The 22,635-nt window shown below is 46.2% G+C and carries 22 protein-coding genes and 1 tRNA gene; 7 read left to right on the forward strand and 16 right to left on the reverse strand.

What is annotated here, in order from left to right; all coding sequences use genetic code 11:
* Window positions 1-2: 2 nt before the first annotated feature.
* Window positions 3-1,694: a gamma-glutamyltransferase gene (gene ggt, locus JK130_RS01565; protein ID WP_218352440.1), complete on the forward strand. Its 1,692-nt coding sequence runs from the start codon at window positions 3-5 to the stop codon at window positions 1,692-1,694.
* A 10-nt stretch (window positions 1,695-1,704) separates the two neighbouring features.
* On the opposite strand, the gene JK130_RS01570 is transcribed toward ggt, so the two are convergent.
* The 5 genes from JK130_RS01570 to JK130_RS01590 all read right to left on the reverse strand — a co-directional run bounded on the left by JK130_RS01570 (window position 1,705) and on the right by JK130_RS01590 (window position 6,501).
* Window positions 1,705-2,121 carry a VOC family protein gene (locus JK130_RS01570; RefSeq protein ID WP_218352441.1) on the reverse strand — a complete coding sequence of 139 codons (417 nt, stop codon included), beginning with the start codon at window positions 2,119-2,121 and terminating at the stop codon, window positions 1,705-1,707.
* A 9-nt stretch (window positions 2,122-2,130) separates the two neighbouring features.
* Window positions 2,131-3,522 carry an aldehyde dehydrogenase family protein gene (locus JK130_RS01575; RefSeq protein WP_218352493.1) on the reverse strand — a complete coding sequence of 464 codons (1,392 nt, stop codon included), beginning with the start codon at window positions 3,520-3,522 and terminating at the stop codon, window positions 2,131-2,133.
* Between the two features lie 160 nt (window positions 3,523-3,682).
* Complete coding sequence (locus JK130_RS01580) at window positions 3,683-4,981, reverse strand: adenylosuccinate synthase (RefSeq protein WP_218352442.1); 1,299 nt, start codon at window positions 4,979-4,981, stop codon at window positions 3,683-3,685.
* A gap of 159 nt (window positions 4,982-5,140) precedes the next feature.
* On the reverse strand, window positions 5,141-5,344 hold the full coding sequence (locus tag JK130_RS01585) for a DUF2065 domain-containing protein (protein WP_246587655.1): 204 nt from the start codon (window positions 5,342-5,344) through the stop codon (window positions 5,141-5,143).
* Window positions 5,341-6,501, reverse strand: a complete 1,161-nt coding sequence (locus JK130_RS01590; RefSeq protein ID WP_218352443.1) for an aminotransferase class V-fold PLP-dependent enzyme — start codon at window positions 6,499-6,501, stop codon at window positions 5,341-5,343. The genes JK130_RS01585 and JK130_RS01590 overlap by 4 nt, the downstream gene beginning before the upstream one ends.
* A 174-nt stretch (window positions 6,502-6,675) precedes the next feature.
* Between JK130_RS01590 and JK130_RS01595 the strand changes: the two genes are divergently transcribed.
* Window positions 6,676-7,086 carry a hypothetical protein gene (locus tag JK130_RS01595; protein WP_218352444.1) on the forward strand — a complete coding sequence of 137 codons (411 nt, stop codon included), beginning with the start codon at window positions 6,676-6,678 and terminating at the stop codon, window positions 7,084-7,086.
* Between the two features lie 65 nt (window positions 7,087-7,151).
* Here JK130_RS01595 and trxA (JK130_RS01600) read toward each other — a convergent pair whose 3' ends face one another.
* A complete protein-coding gene (gene trxA / locus JK130_RS01600; protein ID WP_218352445.1) occupies window positions 7,152-8,012 on the reverse strand; it encodes a thioredoxin in 861 nt (286 codons plus the stop codon).
* 182 nt (window positions 8,013-8,194) lie between these two features.
* Between trxA (JK130_RS01600) and JK130_RS01605 the strand changes: the two genes are divergently transcribed.
* Together JK130_RS01605 and JK130_RS01610 are read left to right on the forward strand one after the other, a co-directional pair.
* The gene (locus JK130_RS01605; RefSeq protein ID WP_218352446.1) at window positions 8,195-8,542 is read left to right on the forward strand and encodes an Mpo1-like protein; all 348 of its coding nucleotides are present in this window, start codon (window positions 8,195-8,197) and stop codon (window positions 8,540-8,542) included.
* Window positions 8,543-8,545: 3 nt separating this feature from the next.
* Complete coding sequence (locus JK130_RS01610; RefSeq protein WP_218352447.1) at window positions 8,546-10,606, forward strand: S9 family peptidase; 2,061 nt, start codon at window positions 8,546-8,548, stop codon at window positions 10,604-10,606.
* Window positions 10,607-10,680: 74 nt separating this feature from the next.
* On the opposite strand, the gene sodC is transcribed toward JK130_RS01610, so the two are convergent.
* The 7 genes from sodC to purE form a co-directional block, all read right to left on the reverse strand.
* Complete coding sequence (gene sodC / locus JK130_RS01615; RefSeq protein WP_218352448.1) at window positions 10,681-11,205, reverse strand: superoxide dismutase family protein; 525 nt, start codon at window positions 11,203-11,205, stop codon at window positions 10,681-10,683.
* A gap of 189 nt (window positions 11,206-11,394) precedes the next feature.
* The gene (locus JK130_RS01620) at window positions 11,395-12,522 is read right to left on the reverse strand and encodes a PQQ-dependent sugar dehydrogenase (RefSeq protein ID WP_218352449.1); all 1,128 of its coding nucleotides are present in this window, start codon (window positions 12,520-12,522) and stop codon (window positions 11,395-11,397) included.
* Between the two features lie 25 nt (window positions 12,523-12,547).
* Window positions 12,548-13,021, reverse strand: coding sequence for a Dps family protein (locus tag JK130_RS01625; RefSeq protein ID WP_218352450.1), 474 nt, complete (start codon window positions 13,019-13,021; stop codon window positions 12,548-12,550).
* A gap of 118 nt (window positions 13,022-13,139) precedes the next feature.
* Window positions 13,140-13,619 carry a copper chaperone PCu(A)C gene (locus JK130_RS01630; protein WP_218352451.1) on the reverse strand — a complete coding sequence of 160 codons (480 nt, stop codon included), beginning with the start codon at window positions 13,617-13,619 and terminating at the stop codon, window positions 13,140-13,142.
* A gap of 88 nt (window positions 13,620-13,707) precedes the next feature.
* Window positions 13,708-13,783: transfer RNA gene (locus JK130_RS01635), tRNA-Thr, on the reverse strand.
* Between the two features lie 91 nt (window positions 13,784-13,874).
* Window positions 13,875-15,017, reverse strand: a complete 1,143-nt coding sequence (locus tag JK130_RS01640) for a 5-(carboxyamino)imidazole ribonucleotide synthase (protein WP_218352452.1) — start codon at window positions 15,015-15,017, stop codon at window positions 13,875-13,877.
* On the reverse strand, window positions 15,014-15,505 hold the full coding sequence (purE, locus tag JK130_RS01645; RefSeq protein WP_218352453.1) for a 5-(carboxyamino)imidazole ribonucleotide mutase: 492 nt from the start codon (window positions 15,503-15,505) through the stop codon (window positions 15,014-15,016). Before purE ends, JK130_RS01640 begins: the two co-directional genes overlap by 4 nt.
* 208 nt (window positions 15,506-15,713) lie before the next feature.
* Between purE and JK130_RS01650 the strand changes: the two genes are divergently transcribed.
* Complete coding sequence (locus JK130_RS01650; RefSeq protein ID WP_218352454.1) at window positions 15,714-16,595, forward strand: LysR family transcriptional regulator; 882 nt, start codon at window positions 15,714-15,716, stop codon at window positions 16,593-16,595.
* Window positions 16,592-17,809 (forward strand): Na+/H+ antiporter NhaA, encoded by a 1,218-nt coding sequence (nhaA, locus tag JK130_RS01655; RefSeq protein ID WP_218352455.1) that lies wholly within the window; start codon window positions 16,592-16,594, stop codon window positions 17,807-17,809. The genes JK130_RS01650 and nhaA overlap by 4 nt, the downstream gene beginning before the upstream one ends.
* A gap of 66 nt (window positions 17,810-17,875) precedes the next feature.
* On the opposite strand, the gene JK130_RS01660 is transcribed toward nhaA, so the two are convergent.
* The 3 genes from JK130_RS01660 to trxA (JK130_RS01670) form a co-directional block, all read right to left on the reverse strand.
* A complete protein-coding gene (locus tag JK130_RS01660) occupies window positions 17,876-19,171 on the reverse strand; it encodes an amidohydrolase (RefSeq protein ID WP_218352456.1) in 1,296 nt (431 codons plus the stop codon).
* 138 nt (window positions 19,172-19,309) lie between these two features.
* Window positions 19,310-20,575, reverse strand: a complete 1,266-nt coding sequence (rho, locus tag JK130_RS01665) for a transcription termination factor Rho (protein ID WP_218352457.1) — start codon at window positions 20,573-20,575, stop codon at window positions 19,310-19,312.
* Window positions 20,576-20,916: 341 nt separating this feature from the next.
* Window positions 20,917-21,243, reverse strand: coding sequence for a thioredoxin TrxA (gene trxA / locus JK130_RS01670; protein ID WP_218352458.1), 327 nt, complete (start codon window positions 21,241-21,243; stop codon window positions 20,917-20,919).
* A 101-nt stretch (window positions 21,244-21,344) separates the two neighbouring features.
* On the opposite strand from trxA (JK130_RS01670), the gene rhlB reads away from it, so the two are divergent.
* On the forward strand, window positions 21,345-22,634 hold the full coding sequence (rhlB, locus tag JK130_RS01675) for an ATP-dependent RNA helicase RhlB (protein ID WP_218352459.1): 1,290 nt from the start codon (window positions 21,345-21,347) through the stop codon (window positions 22,632-22,634).
* Window position 22,635 lies beyond the last annotated feature (1 nt).

The raw sequence follows: 22,635 nt of genomic DNA on the forward strand, positions 1-22,635 counted from the left end.
TTATGCGTCACATTTTATGGATATTTTTGTTTGTTGCTGTAACCGGTTGCGCTTATCAGTCCGATATAGCCGCTGATACAGCCCCACAGCAAGCCGTAGCCGCACCAGACACCTTTAGTGCAAATGCGGCTATGGCGGTATTGCAAGAGGGGGGCAACGCTGTAGATGCTGCTATTGCAACACAGTTTGTGCTGGCCGTTACGCTGCCTGAGGCCGGCAACATCGGCGGCGGTGGTTTTATGACCCTGGTGCACGATGGTAAACCCGGTTTTCTGGATTTTCGTGAAATGGCCCCCGGTAAAGCCAGCCGTGATATGTATCTGGATGCTAACGGGAAGGTTAAACCCCATGATTCACTTTATGGGGTAAGAGCTTCAGGAGTGCCTGGTTCGGTAGCTGGCATGTGGGCGGCGCATCAAAAACATGGCAGCATGCCATGGTCACGGCTGCTTCAACCAGCGGTAAATTTGGCCGAACAAGGCTTCGTGGTACCTGAAAAACTCGCACGTAATATTGAGCGGTTTGTAAAAAAAGGCCAGGAAAAAGGACTAAGTAATAATTTTAGTCGCTATTTTTCAAAGGCTACAGCCGGGTCTACGTTTGTACAGCCTGAATTGGCCGCCACCTTAAAACGTATTCAGAATGAAGGAAAAGCGGGCTTTTATGAGGGCAAAACTGCCCGTCTACTGGCCGACTTCATGCAGCAGCATGATGGCTTGATTACCGAGGACGATCTTAGCCGGTATCAGGCTATCTGGCGCGAACCCGTTCAGGTTAGCTGGCAAGGCTATACCCTGGTGACCGCCCCGGCGCCCAGTTCAGGCGGTATTGCTGTGGCCCAATGGCTGGGCATGTTTGAACAGGCCCAGCAAGGCATGACTCCAGCCAGTCACAATAGCGTAGAGTATATCCATTTATTGTCAGAGATTGGTAAACGGGTATTTGCCGATCGTGCCAAATATCTGGGCGATCCTGATTTTATTGATGTACCCATGGCGCAACTGATTGACGATAAATACATTGCCCGTCGCGCCAGCCAGGTAAACCCTGCGGCGATTTCTGACAGTCAAAGTATAAAGCCAGGGCTGCATGAAAGTGAACAAACTACCCATTTTAGTATTGTTGATAAATGGGGCAATGCGGTGGCCATAACGACCACGTTGAACTTAGGCTTTGGCAGCGGCATGGTGGTCTCTGGGGCCGGATTTTTACTAAACGATGAAATGGATGATTTCAGTGCTAAAGCCGGGGTGCCTAATTTTTTTGGCGCGGTTGGTGGTAAAGCCAACGAAATACAGCCCTACAAGCGCATGCTGTCGTCAATGACCCCTACGGTAGTATTAACCCCCAACAAAGACGTAGCACTGGTTACCGGCTCACCGGGCGGTACCACTATAATTTCGTCAGTTACCCAGTCGGTATTAAACGCGCTGCATTTTGATATGAGTGCCGAACAGGCGGTAAACGCACCGCGTTTTCACCATCAGCTTTGGCCAGAAAACACGATCAGAATCCATTCGGGTATTGATGAGGTTAAACAGCAGGAATTACAACGTTTAGGTTATACACTTAAGCAACAGAACTTTGGTGATTTGCAGCTGATTAAACGCACGCCAGAAGGGCTGGATGCTGCTTCTCAGCGAAGCGGCCGGGGCCTGAGTCTGGTTGAGGCCCCGGCCGCCTCTGACCAATAGTTTTGCCTGCTTAGCGGGCAAACAACTGCCCGGCGTCGGCAAACGCCTTAAATTCTAATGCATTGCCAGCCGGGTCAAGTAAGAACATGGTCGCTTGTTCACCCTGCTGACCTTTAAAGCGAACATAAGGTTTTATAATAAATTCTTGATTTGCCTGTTGCAGGCGCTGTGCAAGCGCTTGCCACTGGGTCATGGTCAGAACCACTCCAAAGTGGGGAACGGGAACCGCGTGCTCATCAACCTGATTAGGGTTAAGACGGGCAGGCATTGCATCAACTTTATGGGTGACCAGCTGGTGCCCAAAAAAATCCCAGTCTATCCAATCGTTATCGCTGCGCCCTTGTTCACAACCAAAGAGGGTTCCGTAAAACTGTGTGGCGGCAGATAAATCATCTACCGGAATAGCCAAATGAAACGGCTGAACCATATTTTTCTCCTACAGAAGTTTTTTTAATAATGTGAGCTTGAACGATGAAAATGGCGCATAGCGCACAGCAACATCAAGCCAGAATTTTCTAATCATGACTGCCTTTTGATGACTCAGCTGTTCAAACCCGGCTTTGCCATGATACTGACCCATACCACTTGCCCCCACTCCGCCAAATGGTAAATTTGCATTCGTCATAAACATCATTATGTCATTTACACATATACTACCGGCGCTAACGGTATTAACCACATGCCGTTCAAGTTTGGTGTCGTTAGTAAATAGGTATAAAGCCAGAGGTTTGGCTCGTTGCCGAACAAAATTTAAACTTTCTGATATTTGGGTCGTGGTTAGTACTGGCAATAATGGACCAAATATTTCTTCGCGCATTATCGAGCTATCGCTGGCCGGGTCCAGAATAATGGTAGGCGCAATTTTTTGCGTATCAGCCTGTGTTTCACCACCAAAGTACACGTTTTGGTGTTCAAGATAACCGCACAGACGATCGTAATGACGTTGGTTAACAATTTTTCCATAGTCAGCATTATCTAATGGCTGGCGGGTATACTGTGCTCTGATTTCTTTTTTGAGTGCTTTTAATAATGCATCTTTGACGCACTCTTCAACAATAATATAATCAGGCGCCACACAGGTCTGGCCCGCATTCATCCATTTTCCCCACACTATACGCCTGGCCGTAACTTCAATATCTGCCGAACGCTCTACCAGACATGGGCTTTTACCACCTAACTCCAGGGTTACCGGGGTTAAATGCTCGCTGGCGGCCCGCATAACTATTTTTGCAACGGCCTCGCCCCCGGTATAAAAAATATGATCCCAGGGTTGCTTTAAAAGCTCGGTTGTTTGTGCTTTTTCGCCCTCGATCACTGCGATCGCAGTATTGTCAAGATATCTGGGGATAAGTTTTTTTATCAAGCCCGAGGTGGCCGGCGCCAGCTCAGAAGGTTTTAGTAAAACGCAGTTACCGGCAGCGAGCGCAGCGATACACGGTGCTAAGGTTAACTGCAACGGATAGTTCCATGCTCCGATAACCAGTACGCAGCCTAATGGGTCAGGGTAAATCGCACTTTTACCCGGTTGCGCAATAATAGGTGTACTTACCTTTTGCGGACGCATCCATTTTTTCAAATGCCGTAAGGTATGCTTGATATCGGTAAGCAAAAAACCAATCTCAGACGTCCACGCTTCGGTCTGGGGCTTCCCAAGATCTTGATTTAAGGCTGTTATTAGCTCTTCAGCATGCTGTTTAAGCATAGTTTGTAATGCCCGCAACTGGGTTTGACGCCACTGCAAAGGCCGTGTTCTATCGCTGGCAAAACTTTGCTTTAACTGAGCAAACACGTGCTGAGCTGAATCTTGAGAAGGGGAGTCTATAGACATTGATTCTGTTGAAACATGAGTCATAGTTAAGCGTGGCCGGTAGGGTATTTTTTCCAGTATATCAAAGCTCCACTGGCAAAGAAGAGCTAAGAATTAATAAGCTGAAAATAACACAGCCTGCGCAAGGCAGGCTGTGGATAACTTTCTGGATAAAGTGTGATCAGGCGTCGTAAGGATTACGCAAAACGATCGTTTCATTGCGATCCGGACCAGTAGAGATAATATCTACCGGCACACCGGTGATCTGCTCGAGTCTGTTGATATAATCTTTAGCCTGTTGCGGCAACGCTTTGAAATCTTGCACACCATAGGTGGTGTCAGACCAACCCGGCATTTCTTCATACACAGGGGTGATTTTTTCATAGCCATCGGCGGCCATAGGCGGAACATCTTTTACCGTACCATCTGCATCTTTGTAACCAGTACAAATACGCAGTGTTTCCAGCCCGTCCAATACATCTAATTTAGTCAGACAAAATCCGGTTATTGAATTAATTTGTACCGCACGCTTCATTGCTACGGCATCAAACCAGCCGGTACGACGTTTGCGTCCGGTGGTGGCACCAAATTCATGGCCTTTTTCGCCCAAATGCTGGCCCACATCACAGTCTAGTTCAGTAGGAAACGGCCCCGACCCTACACGGGTGGTATAGGCTTTAACGATACCTAGTACATAATCAAGATTCAGCGGCCCAAACCCAGCCCCTGTAGCCACTCCACCTACCGTGGTGTTTGAAGAAGTAACGTAAGGATAAGTACCATGGTCAATATCAAGTAATGTGCCCTGGGCGCCTTCAAACATAATCGGCAAACCCGCACGATGCGCTTTGTCGAGTTCATCAGTAACATCGACCACCATTGACTTAAGAATATCGGCTACCGCCATGGCTTGCTCATAGACTTCGTCAAAATTTATCGCGTCTTCATGGTAATACTGAGTAAGCGTAAAGTTGTGTACATCCAGAACTTCTTTAAGCTTGATTTTGAAATCTTCGGCATTGAATAAGTCGCCTACTCGTAACCCGCGCCGAGATACTTTATCTTCATAGGCAGGACCAATTCCACGGCCGGTGGTACCAATCGCTTTCGCACCACGGGCTTTCTCGCGGGCGACGTCCAACGCAATATGGTAAGGCAGAATAAGCGGACACGCCTCACTGATCTTGAGCCGATCGCGAACCGGAACATTGCGATCTTCAAGCATTTTCATTTCTGTCATCAGAGCTTCAGGGCTTAGCACTACGCCATTGCCAATGATGCAGGTAACATTGTCACGAAGAATACCGGAAGGAATAAGGTGCAGTACGGTCTTTTCACCGTCAATCACCAATGTGTGACCTGCATTATGGCCGCCTTGGTAGCGCACCACATATTTGGCCCGGTCGGTTAGAAGATCAACTACTTTGCCTTTGCCTTCGTCACCCCATTGGGTGCCTAATACCACTACGTTCTTTGCCATGGATCGAATGTATAAGAAAATTAGGCGGGGATTCTATCAAAAATCATTGTCGCTGATCATCTCTTTTTATGCGCAATTTATAGCCAGATAGCTTACTGAGGTTTTTCATCAACAATTTATATGAAAAATTTATCTATAATTCATAGGGTTGAAAGTACCCTAAGGCCACAAATAATACAGACTAATCAGGCCAATAACGACCATGATGCCGCCGTATTTTTGCAGGGACGCTGATCGTTGCTGGCTAAGTTGTAGCAAAAAAAGACGCCAACGATTAGGCATTAACAATGGCCCAATCCCTTCGATAACGAAGACCAGCGCCAGGGTTAAGGCCAGTAAATGTGTCCAGCTAACCTCATTCAAACTTGTTTCAACTCATCCAGGGTCATTGTGTCTATGCTGTGATACAACCCAAACCCAAACCGCAACCGCCGACCACGATAATCGGTTAAAATACCTTTTTCACGCAACGCCTGTGAAGTCGCTTTGGTGGTGTCTTCATCATTAAGTTCAAAGGTAAGAAAGTGCCCTCTTTGGTTTTCGTCGTCAATTAACAATGACTCACGGTTCAGATGAGGATGGTTGTGCGCATCTAATAACTGTAAAAAGCGCTGTTGTAATTGTTTGATATAGCGATTGATAGTAGTAACGCACAGGTTTTGTTCGGCAAATAAATTAAACACGGCGCGTAAGCGATACAAAGCGCAAAAATCCATAGTTGCGCCGGCAAACTGCATGCCGTTACAAGCATAGGTTACCTCATCTGCCCGCGATTTAGCCAGTTCACCAAATTCAGCAAACCACCCGGTATAGACCGGCCTGAGGCCATTACCCGGAGGCACGTGCGCAAAACATGCGCCTTCTCCCGCTTGCGCATATTTGTAGGCTCCGGCCAAATAAAACACACGCTGCGCTATAGCATTCAGGTCAGTAGGTAAGGCCATAAAACCGTGGTAACCATCAATCACTATCAAAGTGTCGGTATGTTCTACCGCCTGAACAATTTTGTGAATATCTTCAACAACCCAACCCGAATTGAAAAAAACCTGGCTAAATAAAATCATATCCCACTTTTGTTGTTTTATCTGCGCGATAAATCGCTCAGTAAAGCTGGCAAAAGGCTGAGTCTGAACTCGCGTGCAGGCAAGCTGACCGGTTTCTTCCAGGCGTGTAAGTTGACGGCTGGCACTATGAAATTCACTGTCTGTGGTTAATACATTTACGGTTTTAGAAAAATTCAGACAACTTAGTAGTCGGGCCACCAGCTCATGAGTATTGGGGGCAAATACTATTTGCTCGGGTAAACCGGTATTTAGTGTCTGGCTAATAAATTGCTGATTTTGAGGCACTACGGTATCAAAGAAAAACGACCATTTTTCATCAGCATAACGCGCGCTGTCATCCCAATAATCCAGCATGGCCTGTCGGGTTACATCGGGCCAGAAGTAGTGACTATGGCAGGCAAAATGTTGTTTACCCTGATGGGCATCTAAATAGCGCTGATAAAACTGCTGATACATCTTCAGGTGTCTCTTATCGGGTATTTGTCTCAATGTAGCAGAGTCTACATACGGTGAGTAGTTACGGTTTAGAAAAAGCGACCCAAGGGACTACTACGACCAGTAATAAGATAATGTGGTGGTCGTGGTTTTCTGCTATAAATGATAGACAGGATTCAGCCAGGTATACAAGCAATGAGATTTCCCAGTTACGGGCAATATGCGTTGGATGTCTCGGGTAACATGCTGGAAGTTTACGCCACAGGTGCATGGACACGGGCCACCACAGAAGCAGCGATTGAAGAAATTCATGCGCTTATTCCAAAATTTGATCAACAACCATGGGGCGCGCTATTAGACGGTCGGCGCTGGGTATTAACCACCCCGGAATGCCAAAATCGAATGGCCGAATCTATACTGCATTGCATCGATCACGGGTTATGCCGGGCGGCCTATGTACTGGATACAGGTATGGTTAAGCGTGCTCAGTTAGAAAGAACCCATCCCGCCACATCAACGCCTTATCAGCGAAATTATTTTCATAGCTACTTTAGCGCGCTTGACTGGCTTAATACCGAAGGTTTTTCACCTTACACGCAAAAATAGCTTCTTATCAGGGCTCTAACCGAGCCCTTTTCTGGCTAAATTGTGGATGGGTAGTGAGTGCCTGCTTAGTAAAGTAAGCTATAAACCTTACGACGGTAAAGTGACTTTAGTGGGTCGCCGTCTGCCAGCGCATTAATCATATCTAACATACGTTTTTTCGCATCGCCAAAATTCAAATCGGTCAAAAGTACCGTATGTAACAACTCTAAAGCTTCATCAGCTTTGTGTGCCTGTTGAAGCTGCACCGCCAGGTCAATTTTCAGCTGCAGGTCATCAGGATTTTGCGCCACTGCCTGTTGTAATTGCTTTAGCTCAGGAGAGTCTGCCGCTTGTTCAGCTAATTCTATTTTGCTGGTCATGCTTTGGTAGCGGGCATCCTGGTCAACCATTCGAATCTGGCTTAATTCAGTTTTAGCTTGCGCAATAGAGCCAGTTTCAATCAGACAATCAATATACATATAGCGTGCATCAATGTTGTCAGGGCTTAAATCGACTGCTTGCTTAGCCAATGGAAAGGCACTTTGAAAATCGCCCTGCTGAATAAGACCGGCCGCTTTTTGTAATTCTTCATCGCCTGGTTGAGGCAAATATTTAGCCAATAGTTCGCGAATCTGGCTTTCGGTCTGCATGCCAGCAAAACCGTCAACCGGCTGACCGTCTTTCACCAGCATTACTGTGGGCAAATTTCGAATACCAAACTGAGCAGCGATTTCCTGTTGCTGTTCGCAATCTACCCGGGCCAGAACCATGTCGTTAGGATATTCTCCAGCAATACGCTCAAGCATTGGCATTAAGTCTTTACAAGGCTCACACCATTCGGCCCAAAAATCGACCATCACAAGTTTTTCCTGCGACTGTTGTAAAATAACCTGCTGAAAGTTTTCAACATTAATATCAACGATATTTGTCTGCCCCATATGTTCCATTATTCATGCCCGTAAAAATGTATTTGCTTCAAGATATGGGGTATACACGCTAAAAAACAAGCGATTGGAATTTATGCTTTGCCTGAGTATTGTAACGCACGCGGCCCTTTCCCATTCAAGTTGCAAATTAGCGTGCGCCCCTTTACAGTTTACATCCTGTTTACACCGATGGAGTACCTGCTATGGATTCGCCGCGTTTTCGCTCTTTTAAAGAGTTTTACCCTTATTACCTTAGCGAACACCAAAACAGTACCTGTCGGGTTTTACACTTTATTGGGTCATGGCTGGTCTTAGCCGTTATCGCCATTGCTGTGGTTTCAACCAATGGCTGGTTACTGCTTTTATTACCTGTGATTGGCTATGGCTTTGCCTGGCTGGGCCATTTCTTTTTTGAAAAAAATCGACCTGCGACATTTTCTTACCCGCTTTACAGTCTTGCCGGGGACTGGGTAATGTTTAAAGATATTTTGCTAGGACGTGTTTCTTTGAAAGGCCACCAACACGATAAAACTTACTCTTCACAAGGATAACCTATGAACTTCACTTCGTTTTACCGGCGATACTTACCGGTTGCCCTGACGGCATGTCTGATTACGCCCGCACAAGCAAAAGATTCCGACGCGTTACCCGATACTTTGCAATATCAGGATATTTTTAATCTGGAATATGCTGCGGCGCCTTTTTTCAATCAGCAGGGCGACACGGTTTATTATGTTCGCCGCAGTATGGATATAATGAATGACCGCACCACCAGCGCATTGTGGCAGGTTGACTTAAACGAACAACGCCACAGCCCGCTGTTGGCAAACGACGGCAATATTCGCCAACCACTGCTATCGCCAGATGGTACCCGCCTTGCCTACATCAGTGATGAAAGCGGCAGTGCTCAAATCTATATGCATTATTTAGAAGAAGGTTTGACAGCCCGTTTAACAAAGCTGACACAAAGCCCGGACCAGCTAACCTGGTCGCCAGATAGTAAGCAACTGGCTTTTACGCTGTTTACCCCTGAAAAACAAAAACCTTTGTTTAGTGATATGCCGAACAAGCCAGAAGGCGCTAAATGGGCTGAAAACGCCAAATATATAGAAAAAACAGATTATCGTGCCGACGGTCAGGGCTACCTGGACAGCGGCCATCAACAAATTTACCTGCTTCCTGCTGATGGTGGTACACCGCGCCAGCTTACTACCGGCGCTTACCCTAACAGTGGAAAACTTAGCTTTTCGGCAAATGGCGAATCGCTCTATTTTGCCGCAGACCGCAGTGAGGATTTTGCCTTACATCCAACCCGCGCAGACATATTCAGCCTCTCTACGACAACCGGTAAAGTTGAGCAAATTACGAAAACACCGGGACCTGAAGCCCGACCGCAATTAAGCCCCGATGGTAAGTATCTGGCTTTCACCCAATTGAAAGATAATAAGCAATCGTACCAAACCCCTGACCTGGTAATAATGAAACTGGATACGGGTGATGTCACCCGCTTAACCGGCGCTTTAGACCGCTCTCTGGGTGATTTTGTCTGGAGTCGGGACAGCCGTTCTTTGGTTTTTTCTTATCTGGACAAAGGCTATAACCGATTGGCGAAAGTTAACCTGAAAGGTCAGTTAACACGCTATGATGTCAGTTTAGGGGGGCAGTCACTGGGTCGTCCGTACACCTCTGGCGAATTTGCCTTGAGCGCAAATGGACACATAGCTTACACTCAGGCCAGCGATCAGCGCCCTGCCGACTTGTCGTTAATTACCCCAAAAGGTGACCACAAGCAGTTAACCTCATTAAATGAAGATGCGCTTGGGCATATTAATCTAGCCAAAGTAGAACATGTACCGGTCACATCTAGTGTCGATGAGCGCACGATTGATGCCTGGGTGGCCTACCCTCCAGGTTATGACAAAAACAAATCTTACCCCATGATTTTAGAGATTCATGGTGGGCCTCACGCCGCATACGGTCCCCATTTTGCTATGGAAATACAGCTCATGGCAGCCAAAGGCTATGTAGTGGTATGGTCAAATCCTCGAGGAAGCTCGTCGTATGGCGCAGAATTCGGAAACTTAATACATCACAATTACCCGTCTGATGATTATCAGGACTTAATGGATGTGGTTGACACGGTGATTGCAAAAAGTGCCATAGACACTGATAACTTATTTATTACCGGTGGCTCAGGCGGCGGTGTACTGACTGCCTGGTCCATAGGTAAAACAGATCGATTCGCCGCTGCGGTGGTGGCTAAGCCGGTTATTAACTGGATGAGCTTTGCATTGACGGCCGATGCATACCCGTATTTTTCGCAATACTGGATGCCCGGTAAACCTTGGGAGGTTGCCGATCATCTTTGGGAACATTCCCCGTTGTCGCTGGTTGGAAATGTAACCACGCCTACCTTATTGCTTACCGGTGAGGCCGATTATCGTACCCCTATCAGTGAGTCTGAACAGTATTATCAAGCGCTGCGTTTACAACAGGTTGACGCGGCAATGGTGAGAATTCCTGGTGCGGGTCACGGTATTGCGGGCAAGCCTTCCAGATTGATTCAAAAAACCGGAAATATTTTAGCCTGGTTTGAGCGATACAAAAATAAATAAGCGGGTAAATTTACAGGGCGATAAATATCGCCCTGTTTTTTTTGGATAATTAATCGTCGTTCAGGCAACGAGACCTATTTAATTACGCCACACAGAACCCGGGCACCACCGCCGCCTAGCTTTTCAGGTGAATCAGAATAATTATCGCCACCTTCGTGAACCATCAGGGCTTTGCCTTTTACATCGCTTAATGACAAACGCGTTGCCAGTACCGGATGCGTCGCCTTGCCGTCTTCGCCAACATACAACAATGGCAAATCACCTAAATGACTCTGATCGCCCCATGGATACCCGTGAGAATCGTCATTTGAAGGATCTAAATGACTGCCAGCCGCCCCAGCAGGCACTTTCTTGCCATTTTTCATTGCACTGTCACATGAGCCATTTTCGTGAACATGAAACCCGTGCCCGCCAGCACTCAAGCCTTCTAGCGAGGGGCGAAAAACTAAGCCGTCATCGTGCTCTTCAATAATCACCGAGCCGGCGGAGGTTTTTTCGCCCGGGGCATGCATTTTGACGGTGTAGCTGTCTGCTGCCACTACACTGGTAGCACCAAGGGTTAACATTGCCGCCGATACACCGATAAGAAGTTTGCGCATAAAAAATTTCTCCTTTTTTGCCAAAAGATAAACCCCACAAATTATCAGAGTTTACCTGGTCATTTGCTAGCCCGAATAGCTGGCAGTTATCTTATAGCTACTTGCGCTGTTTCAGACAAGATCAGACAATATGAGCTTTCAAGACATAAAAAAACCAGCTACAAACGCTGGTTTTTTAAAAGTTGCTGTCTACTTTGCCGGTGAAAGCTGAAGTAATTTGCCGTCCGGGGAATCGGTCAGCAGATAAATAAGACCATCGGGTCCTACTTCTACATCACGAATTCTGGCGCTGTTATCACGTAAATACTCGTGTTGTTCGCCGGGCTTGTCGTCTTTAATATCAATACGACGCAAGTGGGTAAATTTCAGTGACCCAACCAATAAATCACCCTGCCAGTCTTTAAAGGCTTCACCTGTGTAAAAGGTCATGCCGCTCGGGGCAATAGACGGGTCCCAGTAAACCCACGGTTGCTGCATACTTTCATCGTGAGTTTTGTCTGAAACAACACTGCCGTCATAGTCGATACCGTAAGTAATCGCTGGCCAGCCATAGTTGCTGCCTTTCGACAAAATGTTGACCTCGTCGCCCCCTTTAGGACCGTGCTCCATTGCCCAAACAGCCCCGGTTTGCGGATGAATAGTCATCCCCTGTACGTTACGATGGCCATAGGTGAAGATCTCAGGTGCGTTACCGTCAACAAACGGGTTTGACTCGGGAACTGAACCATCTTTATTAATACGCACAACCGTACCAAAATGGTTGTCGGTGTTTTGCGCTTCGTCCATATAAGAATTTCGGTCGCCCAACGACACGTACAAGTGTTGTTCGCTGTCAAAAGCCAATCGACATCCAAAATGAAAGCCATTATCGACAAGAGGTTCAGCCACAAAGATGGTTTCTACATTTGTCAGAGTATTATCTTTAAGCGTTGCTTTAGATACCGCGCTACTACGTCCACCTTTGCCCGCTTTTGCATAGCAAAAATAAAGGGTCTGGTTATTAGCAAACTCAGGATCTAACGAAATATCAAGCATACCGCCCTGATTAACCGCATCGACCGCGGGCACGTTTTTTAGTGGGTTACTCAACCCGCCATCAAACGAATAGCGGCGAATATTACCCGCTCGTTCAGTAAGCAGCAGGTCGCCATCGGGTAAAAATGCCATACCCCAGGGGTTGGCTAAACCTGTGGCCAGTTCTTTAACCTGTATTTTGCTATCTTCTGTTTTTTCGTTACTGTGAGCGTTGGCGCCACACAGTACAAAAACGCCCGGCAGCAATATGGCCAGGCGTTTGGTAAGCGAATTTTTACGCATAGTTATGTTCTTTTATCGTTACTTTCTAGTTGGGTAACAATGCACGTAACATCCATGCCGTTTTCTCGTGTACCCGCATACGATCTGAAATCAAAGCAATAGATGACTCATCATCAGCATCCTGAGCTTTTTTAAGCGCATCACGGCTGGTCTTAACTACCTGCTCGTGGCCGTGGGTCAGCAAGCGTACCATTTCGGTTGCCTCTGGAACGCCTTCTACTTCTTCAATTGAGCTTAAGTCAGATAACGCTTTGTAAGTACCCGGTGCAACCACATCTAAGGTACGGATACGCTCTGCAATATCATCGACCGCTTCTGCCAGCTCTACATAATGCTCTTCAAACATCAGGTGCAGGTTACGAAATTGCGGCCCTGTTACATTCCAGTGAAAGTTATGTGTCTGCAAATACAGGGTATACGTATCTGCCAGTAACCTTTTGAGACCTTCAGCTACTGAATTACGATCATCTTCTGAAATTCCGATATCGATTTTACTCATTACACGCTCCTTTATCAGTTTTTGCGATTGATAGCATTGCTTATCATCTTAGTTTTAGATACTGAGTCAGTAAGGATTTGGATTACTTCATGATGCTTATTGCCTTACTCAGACCTATTCAATGATGGTGCTGATGCTGCCCATTATCAAGCTTACGCACCTCAAAGTTTATGTTTTGGTTGTCGCGTTGCCGAAAATGAAAAGTAACAGGCACTGTATCGCCTGCTGTTAGGGGTTGCGTTAACCCCTGTAACATCAAGTGATATCCACCGGCTTCAAATACTAAGCCCGCGTTGGGTTGTAAAACCAGATCATTCGTCACAGGCCGCATCTTTATCAGGTTGTCTTCTGCGACACTGCGATGAATAGAAGCATGACGCGCCACGGCTTCAGGTACACTGACCCGGATAATATGGACCTGCGAGCTTTGTGGGTTGTGTAAGGTTACATAACCTGCAGCGGTAGTTGCCAGTGCAAACCCGGCGGTGATATATGGGCTTTCAACAGATAAAGTGGCAGATGTATCAGAAATCCGCGGCATCGCCGAGGCCAAAGTACAGATGCTAAGAAAGATAATGGCTAAACATACGCGCAACATAAAAACATCCTACAGGATTTATTTTTTATCTTACGTCAGAAAGGGCGCTAAGCAAAGTCAGCGAATACACAATGGGGAAGGTTTAGAATGGTGCCGACTGCCGGAATCGAACTGGCGACCTACTGATTACAAGTCAGTTGCTCTACCAACTGAGCTAAGTCGGCACACATAAAACCGCTTACTTATTTACTTACAATAAGCAAGCCGGGCGTATTCTAAAGCGACCATAGCTTTTGTCAAGCCACTTACACTTATTTATTTGTAACTGCTGAGTTTTTGAGCTTCACCAGCCAGTTTTGGAAACGCATCTTCGGGTACGTAATTGACCAGTTGCTGCATTTTTTGCCCTAACTGAGCGTAGGTAGCCGCAGTAAGATTTATATGCCCCATTTTTCGTTTGTCACGAACAGATTTTCCGTACCAATGCAGATGACACCCTTCAATACTAAGCAAATCGCGCGAAAAGGTGCCGCATCCAATAATGTTTATCATTGCAGAAGGTGAAAGCGCCTGCGTATCACCTAATGGCAAACCCACCACCGCGCGTAAATGATTTTCAAATTGACTGGTATCGCTTCCTGTGGTGGTCCAGTGTCCAGAATTATGCACCCGGGGGGCCAGTTCATTGACCAGCAAGGTGTCTTTACACTGAAACATCTCTACCGCTAGCACACCGGTGTAATCCATACCCTGAGCCAGCCGATTGAAAATATCTTCTGCCTGCTGCTGCAGCTCTTGTGAAACAGCGGGAGCCGGAGCTATAGATACATGCAACTGCCCAAGGTGGTGTAAGTTTTCGGTTAAAGGATAGACCTTTATATCGCCGGACTTACTGCGTACACCGATAAGTGACAGCTCACGGTCGAAGTTTTGCATTTGCTCTACCACTAACGGCACTAACTCAAGATCCAGCCCATCGAGCTGTTGCTTTAGCTTGGGTAAATGAGCAGCATCGGTCAGCCGCCATTGACCGTAGCCGTCGTAGCCGTCTCTGCTGGCTTTAATAATGAGCTGGTCACCTAACGCATCTATACACTCATCCAGTTGATCCAGATGACTGACAATGCGGTGGGCACAATTAGGAATATCGAGCTTTTCCAACAATTGCTTTTCGCGTACCCGATCGGCGCCTACTAATATAGCCTCCATCGACGGTAACAGCTTTTCGCTTTTATCAGCCTGCTCTAACAAACGCTCAGGGACATGTTCAAACTCAACTGTCAGAACATCTGCGGCTTCAATAGCCTGGTCAAGGCTCAAGTCTAAGGGCAACTTGCTAACAGGATGAACAACCGTATCGGTGGTGACATTCACAGCTTCCACTTCTATACCTAATGGCGCGCCGGCAAGGTACATCATTTGCGCAAGCTGCCCAGCCCCATAAACCAGCACTCTCATTCGTCTAACTCCAACTGGCTATTTGACAGCACAGAGTCGGTTTGTTGTGAGCGAAAATCAATAATTGCCTGTTTTACAGCTGAATCTTGTAGCGCCACCACCTGCGCCGCCAGAAGCCCGGCGTTGGCGGCACCGGCTTCACCAATGGCCAACGTGCCTACGGCCACACCCTTTGGCATCTGCACAATGGATAACAATGAATCCAGCCCGTTAAGCGCTTTAGATTTTACAGGGCACCCAAATACCGGTAAGTGCGTGTGCGCCGCCAGCATGCCAGGCAAATGAGCAGCGCCACCCGCGCCGGCAATAATACAACTAAAGCCTTGTTCGTCAGCGTTTTCAGCAAATTCCACTAATAAATTTGGGGTACGGTGAGCAGAAACTACTTTAGCTTCAAACTCGACCCCAAAGCCTCTAAGCATCTTTGCTGCTGCTTGCATGGTTGGCCAGTCAGACGTGGAGCCCATTACGATTGCTACTTTTGCCATCAAATGCTTCCTTTAATGGATGAATGCATAAAAAAATAGCGCACTGGTTGTATACTTTTCAGTGCCTTTAAAGGCGAAAGATTGTAACGCATAATCAGGGTTAAGCCTACAGGCAGACAAGTTCATAACTGAACCATTCGAGGGTTTTTGTAATACACATCTGTACACCTCATAATTATAAAACATAGGGCAATGCGCACAGAAAAACATGAATAATCTTACGTTTCGTTTACTGGAGGTATTTCAGGAAGTGGTTGATGGCGGGTCGGTAACGGCTGCTTCGCACTCGCTGGCGCTGTCGCAGCCCACCGTTTCATTACAACTAAAAAAATTGTCGCAAATTGTCGGGTTGCCCCTGCTGGAACATTTCGGCGGTAAAGTGCACATGACAGAAGCCGGTGAAGCAACTTATTTATGTGCCCAGGAAGTGCTTACCTCACAGGCAAAGCTAAGTACTCATATACAGGCCCTGCAGGGCATTGAAACTGGCTCTTTAAAACTTGCTGCTGTAACCACAGCAAAATATATTATTCCGCCTATGCTTAGCGCCTTTTGCAAGGCTCACCCCAATATTGATGTTCACTTTACCATAGGCAATCGCCAGCAAATTGCGGCACGCCTTAAACAAAACCGCGACGATATTTATATTTTCAGTCAACCTCCTGAAGATGAGAGTATTCAGGCGAGTGCTTTTTTAGATAATCAGCTGGTGGTCATTGCACCGCCTGATTACCAGGGTCCTGATAACTGTACATTGCAGGATTTGCTTGATGAAAAGTTTTTGTTGCGAGAAAACGGCAGCGGCACCCGCAAAGCCATTGATGAATACTGTCTTAAAAATAATATAACTTTCAATGATTTGATGATTATTGAGTCTAACGAAGCTATTCGTTTGTCGGTTGCTTCGGGGTTGGGACTGGCAATTCTTTCAAAGCATACCCTGGCGCAGGCCGCGCCCGATAATATCAGAACACTGAACGTAACGGATTTTCCTTTACGAAGTTCATGGTATGTTGTCACGCGTAAAAGCCGCCCGCTTAGCCTGACAGCCCACGCCTTTAAAACATCTTTGCTGGAGAAAAAAATATGAGTTTGTCTGATGAGGTGCAGCAAATCAACGAAGTTGTCGCTGATTTTTTAAAGCGTGACTCTTCGGCTGGTATTATCTTAATGGCTGCTACGGCGCTGGCATTAATCGTCGCTAATTCGCCCCTGTCTCCCTGGTACAACCAACTTATCGAAATACCAGTAGTGATTAAAGCGGGCGAGTGGGGTATAGAAAAGCCGCTATTGCTATGGATAAACGATGGCTTGATGGCCATCTTTTTCTTTCACATTGGTTTAGAATTAAAGCGGGAAGTGTGTGAGGGAGAACTATCCAACCCCAAAGACATGGTATTGCCCGCCGCCGGTGCGATAGGCGGTATGGCAGTGCCGGCGTTAATTTATGTATGGATTAACTGGGGCGACAGCACAGCAATGTCGGGTTGGGCGATACCGGCTGCCACCGATATCGCATTTGCATTGGGTATATTAGCCCTATTAGGCAACAGGGTGCCCACCAGTCTTAAAATCTTTTTAGTGACCCTGGCCATCATCGACGATATTGGTGCGATTGCAATCATTGCGCTGTTTTATACCAATAACATTACCGTCGCCGGATTAATTATTGCCTGCGTTTGTCTGGGCATTTTGGCCATTATGAACCGTAGGGGGGTGATTGATCTTCCCTCCTATATGCTGGTTGGGCTTGTATTGTGGGTAGCTCTTTTAAAATCGGGTGTACACGCGACCCTGGCTGGGGTGGTTCTGGCTGCGTTTATTCCTATGCGTAGCAAGCGTGACGCTAGTTATTCGCCCGTAACGCGGCTCGAGCATGAGCTAAACCCTGCCATTAGCTTCGGGATTTTGCCGTTATTTGCTTTTGCTAATGCCGGTATTGATTTTAGCGCCATAAGACCTGAAGGCATCATGCACCCTGTAACCTTCGGAATTTTCCTGGGATTATTTGTCGGTAAACAAATTGGTGTATTCTCATTTTGTTATCTGGCCGTCAAACTTAAATTAGCAACGCTGCCGGTCGGATTAACGCTCAAACATATTTATGGGTGTGCATTGTTGTGCGGAGTAGGTTTCACAATGAGCTTATTTATCGGCGCTCTTGCATTTGAAGAATCTGGTCTAAATCGTATATTTGATGAACGGGTAGGCATTTTAGCCGGGTCGCTAGTGAGTGCCATTGCAGGCTACCTCGTGTTGTACATGGTGGGCAAACCGCTTGTGAAAAAGGACACCTCTGGCTAAAGACAGCCTGTTTTAAATGTATGGCCCTGACTACCTTAAAAGTAGCAGGGCCATTTTTAGTTGCGTTTATTTATCTGCTGCCTGCATATAATCCAGCGTCATATGGGTTAAAAGCTCTACGCCTAGCTTCATCCCTTTGTCATCAACTTTAAACTCGGGTGTATGATGCGCGGGCGATTCTTTTTCAGAAACATCAAGAGGCTTCCCCCCTACCCACAAGTACAAACCCGGAACCTCTTCCTGGAAAAAAGAAAAATCTTCCGCGCCGGTTACCGGATTAGACAACAATACGTTGTCTTCACCCGCTGTACGTTTCAGTGTGGGTAACATCTGCGCTGTTAACTGAGGGTCGTTAAAGGTAATAGGATAGCTGTAATCCAGCGGTAATGTCAGATTGGCTTGAGCGCCCATACTCATAGCAATACCTTTCACCTTGCGTTGCATTGCTTCATAAACATGCTCTCGGGCGTCTTTATCAAGGGTGCGGATTGTTCCGACCAGTTCTACCTCTTCAGGAATTATATTTGAACGGTTGCCACCATGAATCGAGCCCACCGTCACCACCGCGGCGGCATCAATAAGTTTAAGCTCACGACTAACAATAGTTTGTAGCGACATGACCATTTGCGCAGCCGTTACAATAGGATCAACGCTTTTCCAAGGGTAAGCACCATGGGCCTGCTTGCCTTTGATTACAATTTTAAATGGATCGACCGCGGCCATAGCGCCTTTGGGGGTATAGCGTACTTTACCAATATCGGTATTGGCATTAATGTGTAAACCAAAAATAACATCGACATCGGGGTTTTTAAGCACGCCCTCTTTGACCATTACCTCAGCACCGCCCTGCTCGCCCTCTGGCGCACCTTCTTCGGCTGGTTGAAAAATGAATTTCACTTTGCCGCGTAGCTGGTCTTTCATTTCAGTCAGTACCTTTGCTGTACCCATCAGCATTGCCATATGGGTATCATGACCACAGGCATGCATAACAGGTACGGTCTCGCCATTGTATTGGGCGGTCTGGGTAGACTTATAAGGCAGGTCATTTTGTTCAGGTACGGGCAAGGCGTCCATATCGGCGCGCAACGCAATCACGGGACCGGGCTTGCCGCTGTCTAGTACCGCAACCACGCCTGTTTTTGCCACCTCTGTGGTTATTTCAACATCAAGCGTTTTTAAATAATTAGTAATGTATTCAGCGGTTTCAAATTCACGATTAGACAGCTCTGGATACTGGTGAAAATGGTGACGCCATTCAATAACCTGTGGCTCTACTTTGTCTATAAGCTGGTCAACCTGGCTTTGTCCATAAGACAACCCACTTACCAGCATGCACGCCAGCGCTACAGCAGTACGTTTCATAATATTTCCTTGTAGTTTTTTTCTACATTAGCGAATTTATGGCTTAACTGAAAGGACTAGTTTGTGCTCATTTAAGAAGTTTCAGACATAAAAAAAGCGCGTTTTAAAAACGCGCTTTTTCAAGAGACATTGCTCAACTTAACTTTTTTGACGCTTCATGGCACTAAAGAATTCATCATTGGTTTTGGTCATTGAAAGTCTGTTAATTAAAAATTCAATGGCATCAATTTCTGACATTTCGTGCACAATTTTACGTAAAATCCACATTTTCTGAAGCTCATCCTGAGTCGTCAGCAATTCTTCACGACGCGTGCCAGAACGATTAAAGTCGATAGCCGGGAATACCCGTTTTTCAGCAATTTTACGATGTAGATGAAGCTCCATGTTACCGGTGCCTTTAAACTCTTCGTAAATAACTTCATCCATCTTCGACCCGGTATCTACCAGAGCGGTGGCGATGATAGTTAAACTACCACCTTCTTCAACGTTACGGGCTGCACCAAAGAAACGCTTAGGCTTATGCAGCGCATTGGCATCAACACCACCGGTAAGAACTTTACCTGATGATGGGATGACTGTGTTGTAGGCACGAGCCAGACGAGTAATAGAATCCAGCAAAATAATCACGTCTTTTTTGTGCTCAACCAGACGTTTCGCTTTTTCGATGACCATTTCAGCCACCTGAACGTGTCGGCTGGCTGGTTCATCAAACGTAGAGGCCACAACTTCACCCTGAACCAGGCGATGCATTTCGGTGACTTCTTCGGGACGCTCATCAATTAGCAGTACCATCAGTTCGCATTCAGGCTGATTGGCGGCGATAGACTGAGCAATATTTTGCAGCAACAACGTTTTACCGGCTTTAGGCGGTGCGACAATCAGACCGCGCTGACCTTTACCAATAGGCGAGGCCAAATCCAGAACACGGGCGGTGATGTCTTCGGTAGAACCATTTCCACGCTCCATTCGCATACGTGATGCGGCATGAAGGGGTGTCAGGTTTTCAAACAGGATTTTGTTGCGGGAATTTTCTGGCTTATCAAAATTAACTTCACGAATTTTCAGTAATGCAAAATATCGTTCGCTGTCTTTTGGTGGCCTGATTTTTCCGGCGATAGTATCGCCTGTTCGAAGGTTAAAGCGACGTATTTGACTTGGCGAAACATAAATATCGTCTGGCCCGGCTAAATAAGACGAGTCGGCAGAGCGTAAAAACCCAAAGCCATCCTGAAGAATCTCCAGTACTCCGTCGCCAAAAATATCTTCTCCGCCTTTCGCATGCGTTTTCAAGATAGAAAAGATAATGTCTTGCTTTCTGGCTCGCGCCATATTTTCCAGGCCCATTTCTTCGGCCAGGGCAACCAACTCATTAATTGGTTTATTCTTTAATTCAGTTAAATTCATACTGGTGGGTCTTTGTGCTTGGACTTTGCTTACAGGACTTCTACGTCACTAACTCGTTTATAGAAAAGGTTATTTACACCCGGATATGGGCAAGCAGAACGCTGCTCGGATACGAGCTAATAGAACGTTAGCACCTAATTTTATTATCGTCCAGTATTTTAACAAACAATCGTTAAAATACTTTACGTATAAAAATGTTTTGGGACGTAGAGATTAATTAATCACAGGTGTATTACTGTGGTTATTAATATTTGGATGACTACAACACCGCCAACAATAAAACAAAAAAAGCCAGCATTGGATAAATGCCGGCTTTTTAACTTAACGCAAATCAATAATGATTACAGATTTTCGTTCAAGAATTCAGTTAACTGGGCTTTTGATAACGCGCCCACTTTAGTTGCAGCTACATTACCGCCTTTGAAAAGCAGAAGTGTAGGAATGCCACGAATACCGTATTTTGGCGGTGTTTCATTATTTTCATCGACATTCAACTTACCAACTGTTAACTTGCCTTCAAACTCGGAAGCAACTTCTTCCAAGATAGGTGCGATCATTTTACAAGGGCCGCACCACTCAGCCCAGAAGTCTACCAGCACAGGATTATCAGCATTGATTACATCCGCTTCAAACTTGTCGTCAGTTAACTGGATAATTTTGTCGCTCATTCTGTTCTCCATTGTTTGGACTGTCGCTGATTTGTTCAGCCACACCATAAGTGTTATAAGAAACTGTCTTTTTTAATGCAAGCACCGATAAGCTATAAGCTATGCAAACAACTCATTTAACCGAAACAAATTTTTCCGATCTGCCTATCAACTCAAAAGTGCTTGATGCACTTAAAGCAGCTAATTTTACCCATTGTACACCGATTCAGGCGTTGTCATTACCCCCCTTGTTAGAAGGGTTGGATATTGCCGGACAAGCCCAAACCGGCACGGGTAAAACTATTGCCTTTTTGGTGGCAACATTTCACTACCTGCTTTCCAATACCCAGGAAAACACGTCTAACTCAAAAGGTCCACGCGCTATCATTATGGCTCCTACTCGCGAACTCGCGATGCAGATCTACAATGACGCGAAGCCCCTTAGCGAACATACGGGTTTATCGCTTGGATTGATATATGGGGGTGAAGGATATCAAAGTCAACGTGAAGCGCTAGAAGAAGGTGTCGATATTATGATTGGCACCACCGGCCGCATCCTTGACTATTATAAACAAAATATCTTCACCCTGAACAATATTCAGGTGGCGGTATTAGATGAAGCCGATCGTATGTTCGATTTAGGCTTTATCAAAGATATTCGTTATTTGTTCAATCGCATGCCGCCTGCGGCTAATCGGTTGAGTATGCTTTTTTCTGCAACCCTGAGTTACCGGGTACAGGAATTAGCCTACGAACACATGAACAATCCTACCCATGTACAAGTAGAACCTGAGACTAAAACCGCTAAGCGGGTTTCTGAAGAACTGTTTTATCCTTCTGATGAAGATAAAATGCGTCTGCTGCTTACTCTCATGGAAGAAGAATGGCCTGAGCGGGCGATTGTGTTTGCCAACACTAAGCACTCTTGCGAGAAAGTGAACGATTGGCTAGAGTCTGATGGTCATCGTGTGGGTTTATTAAGTGGTGATGTACCGCAAAAGAAACGCATGAGTATTCTGGATGAGTTCACCAAAGGCCAGCTAGATGTTTTGGTTGCCACCGATGTAGCAGCCAGAGGTTTGCACATTGATGCGGTATCTCATGTATTTAACTATGATTTGCCCGATGATGCAGAAGACTATGTTCACCGCATTGGTCGTACCGGGCGAGCCGGCAGAAGCGGCATTGCGATTAGTTTTGCCTGTGAAAAATATGCGTTAAACTTGCCGGCAATCGAACAATATATTCAGCATAGTATTCCGGTGACAGACTATGATAGCACCGCGCTGCTTGAAGATGTGAAAGCACCTAAAGCCCGGCCACGAAAGCGTACTCCGAATGCTCGCAATTCTAACCGCCGTGGCCGTAGTCGCAATCATAATAACAAGCCTTCACCGGCCAAGAAAAATTAAT

The sequence above is a fragment of the Alteromonas lipotrueiana genome, from assembly GCF_019249245.1.
Taxonomy (GTDB): domain Bacteria; phylum Pseudomonadota; class Gammaproteobacteria; order Enterobacterales; family Alteromonadaceae; genus Alteromonas; species Alteromonas lipotrueiana.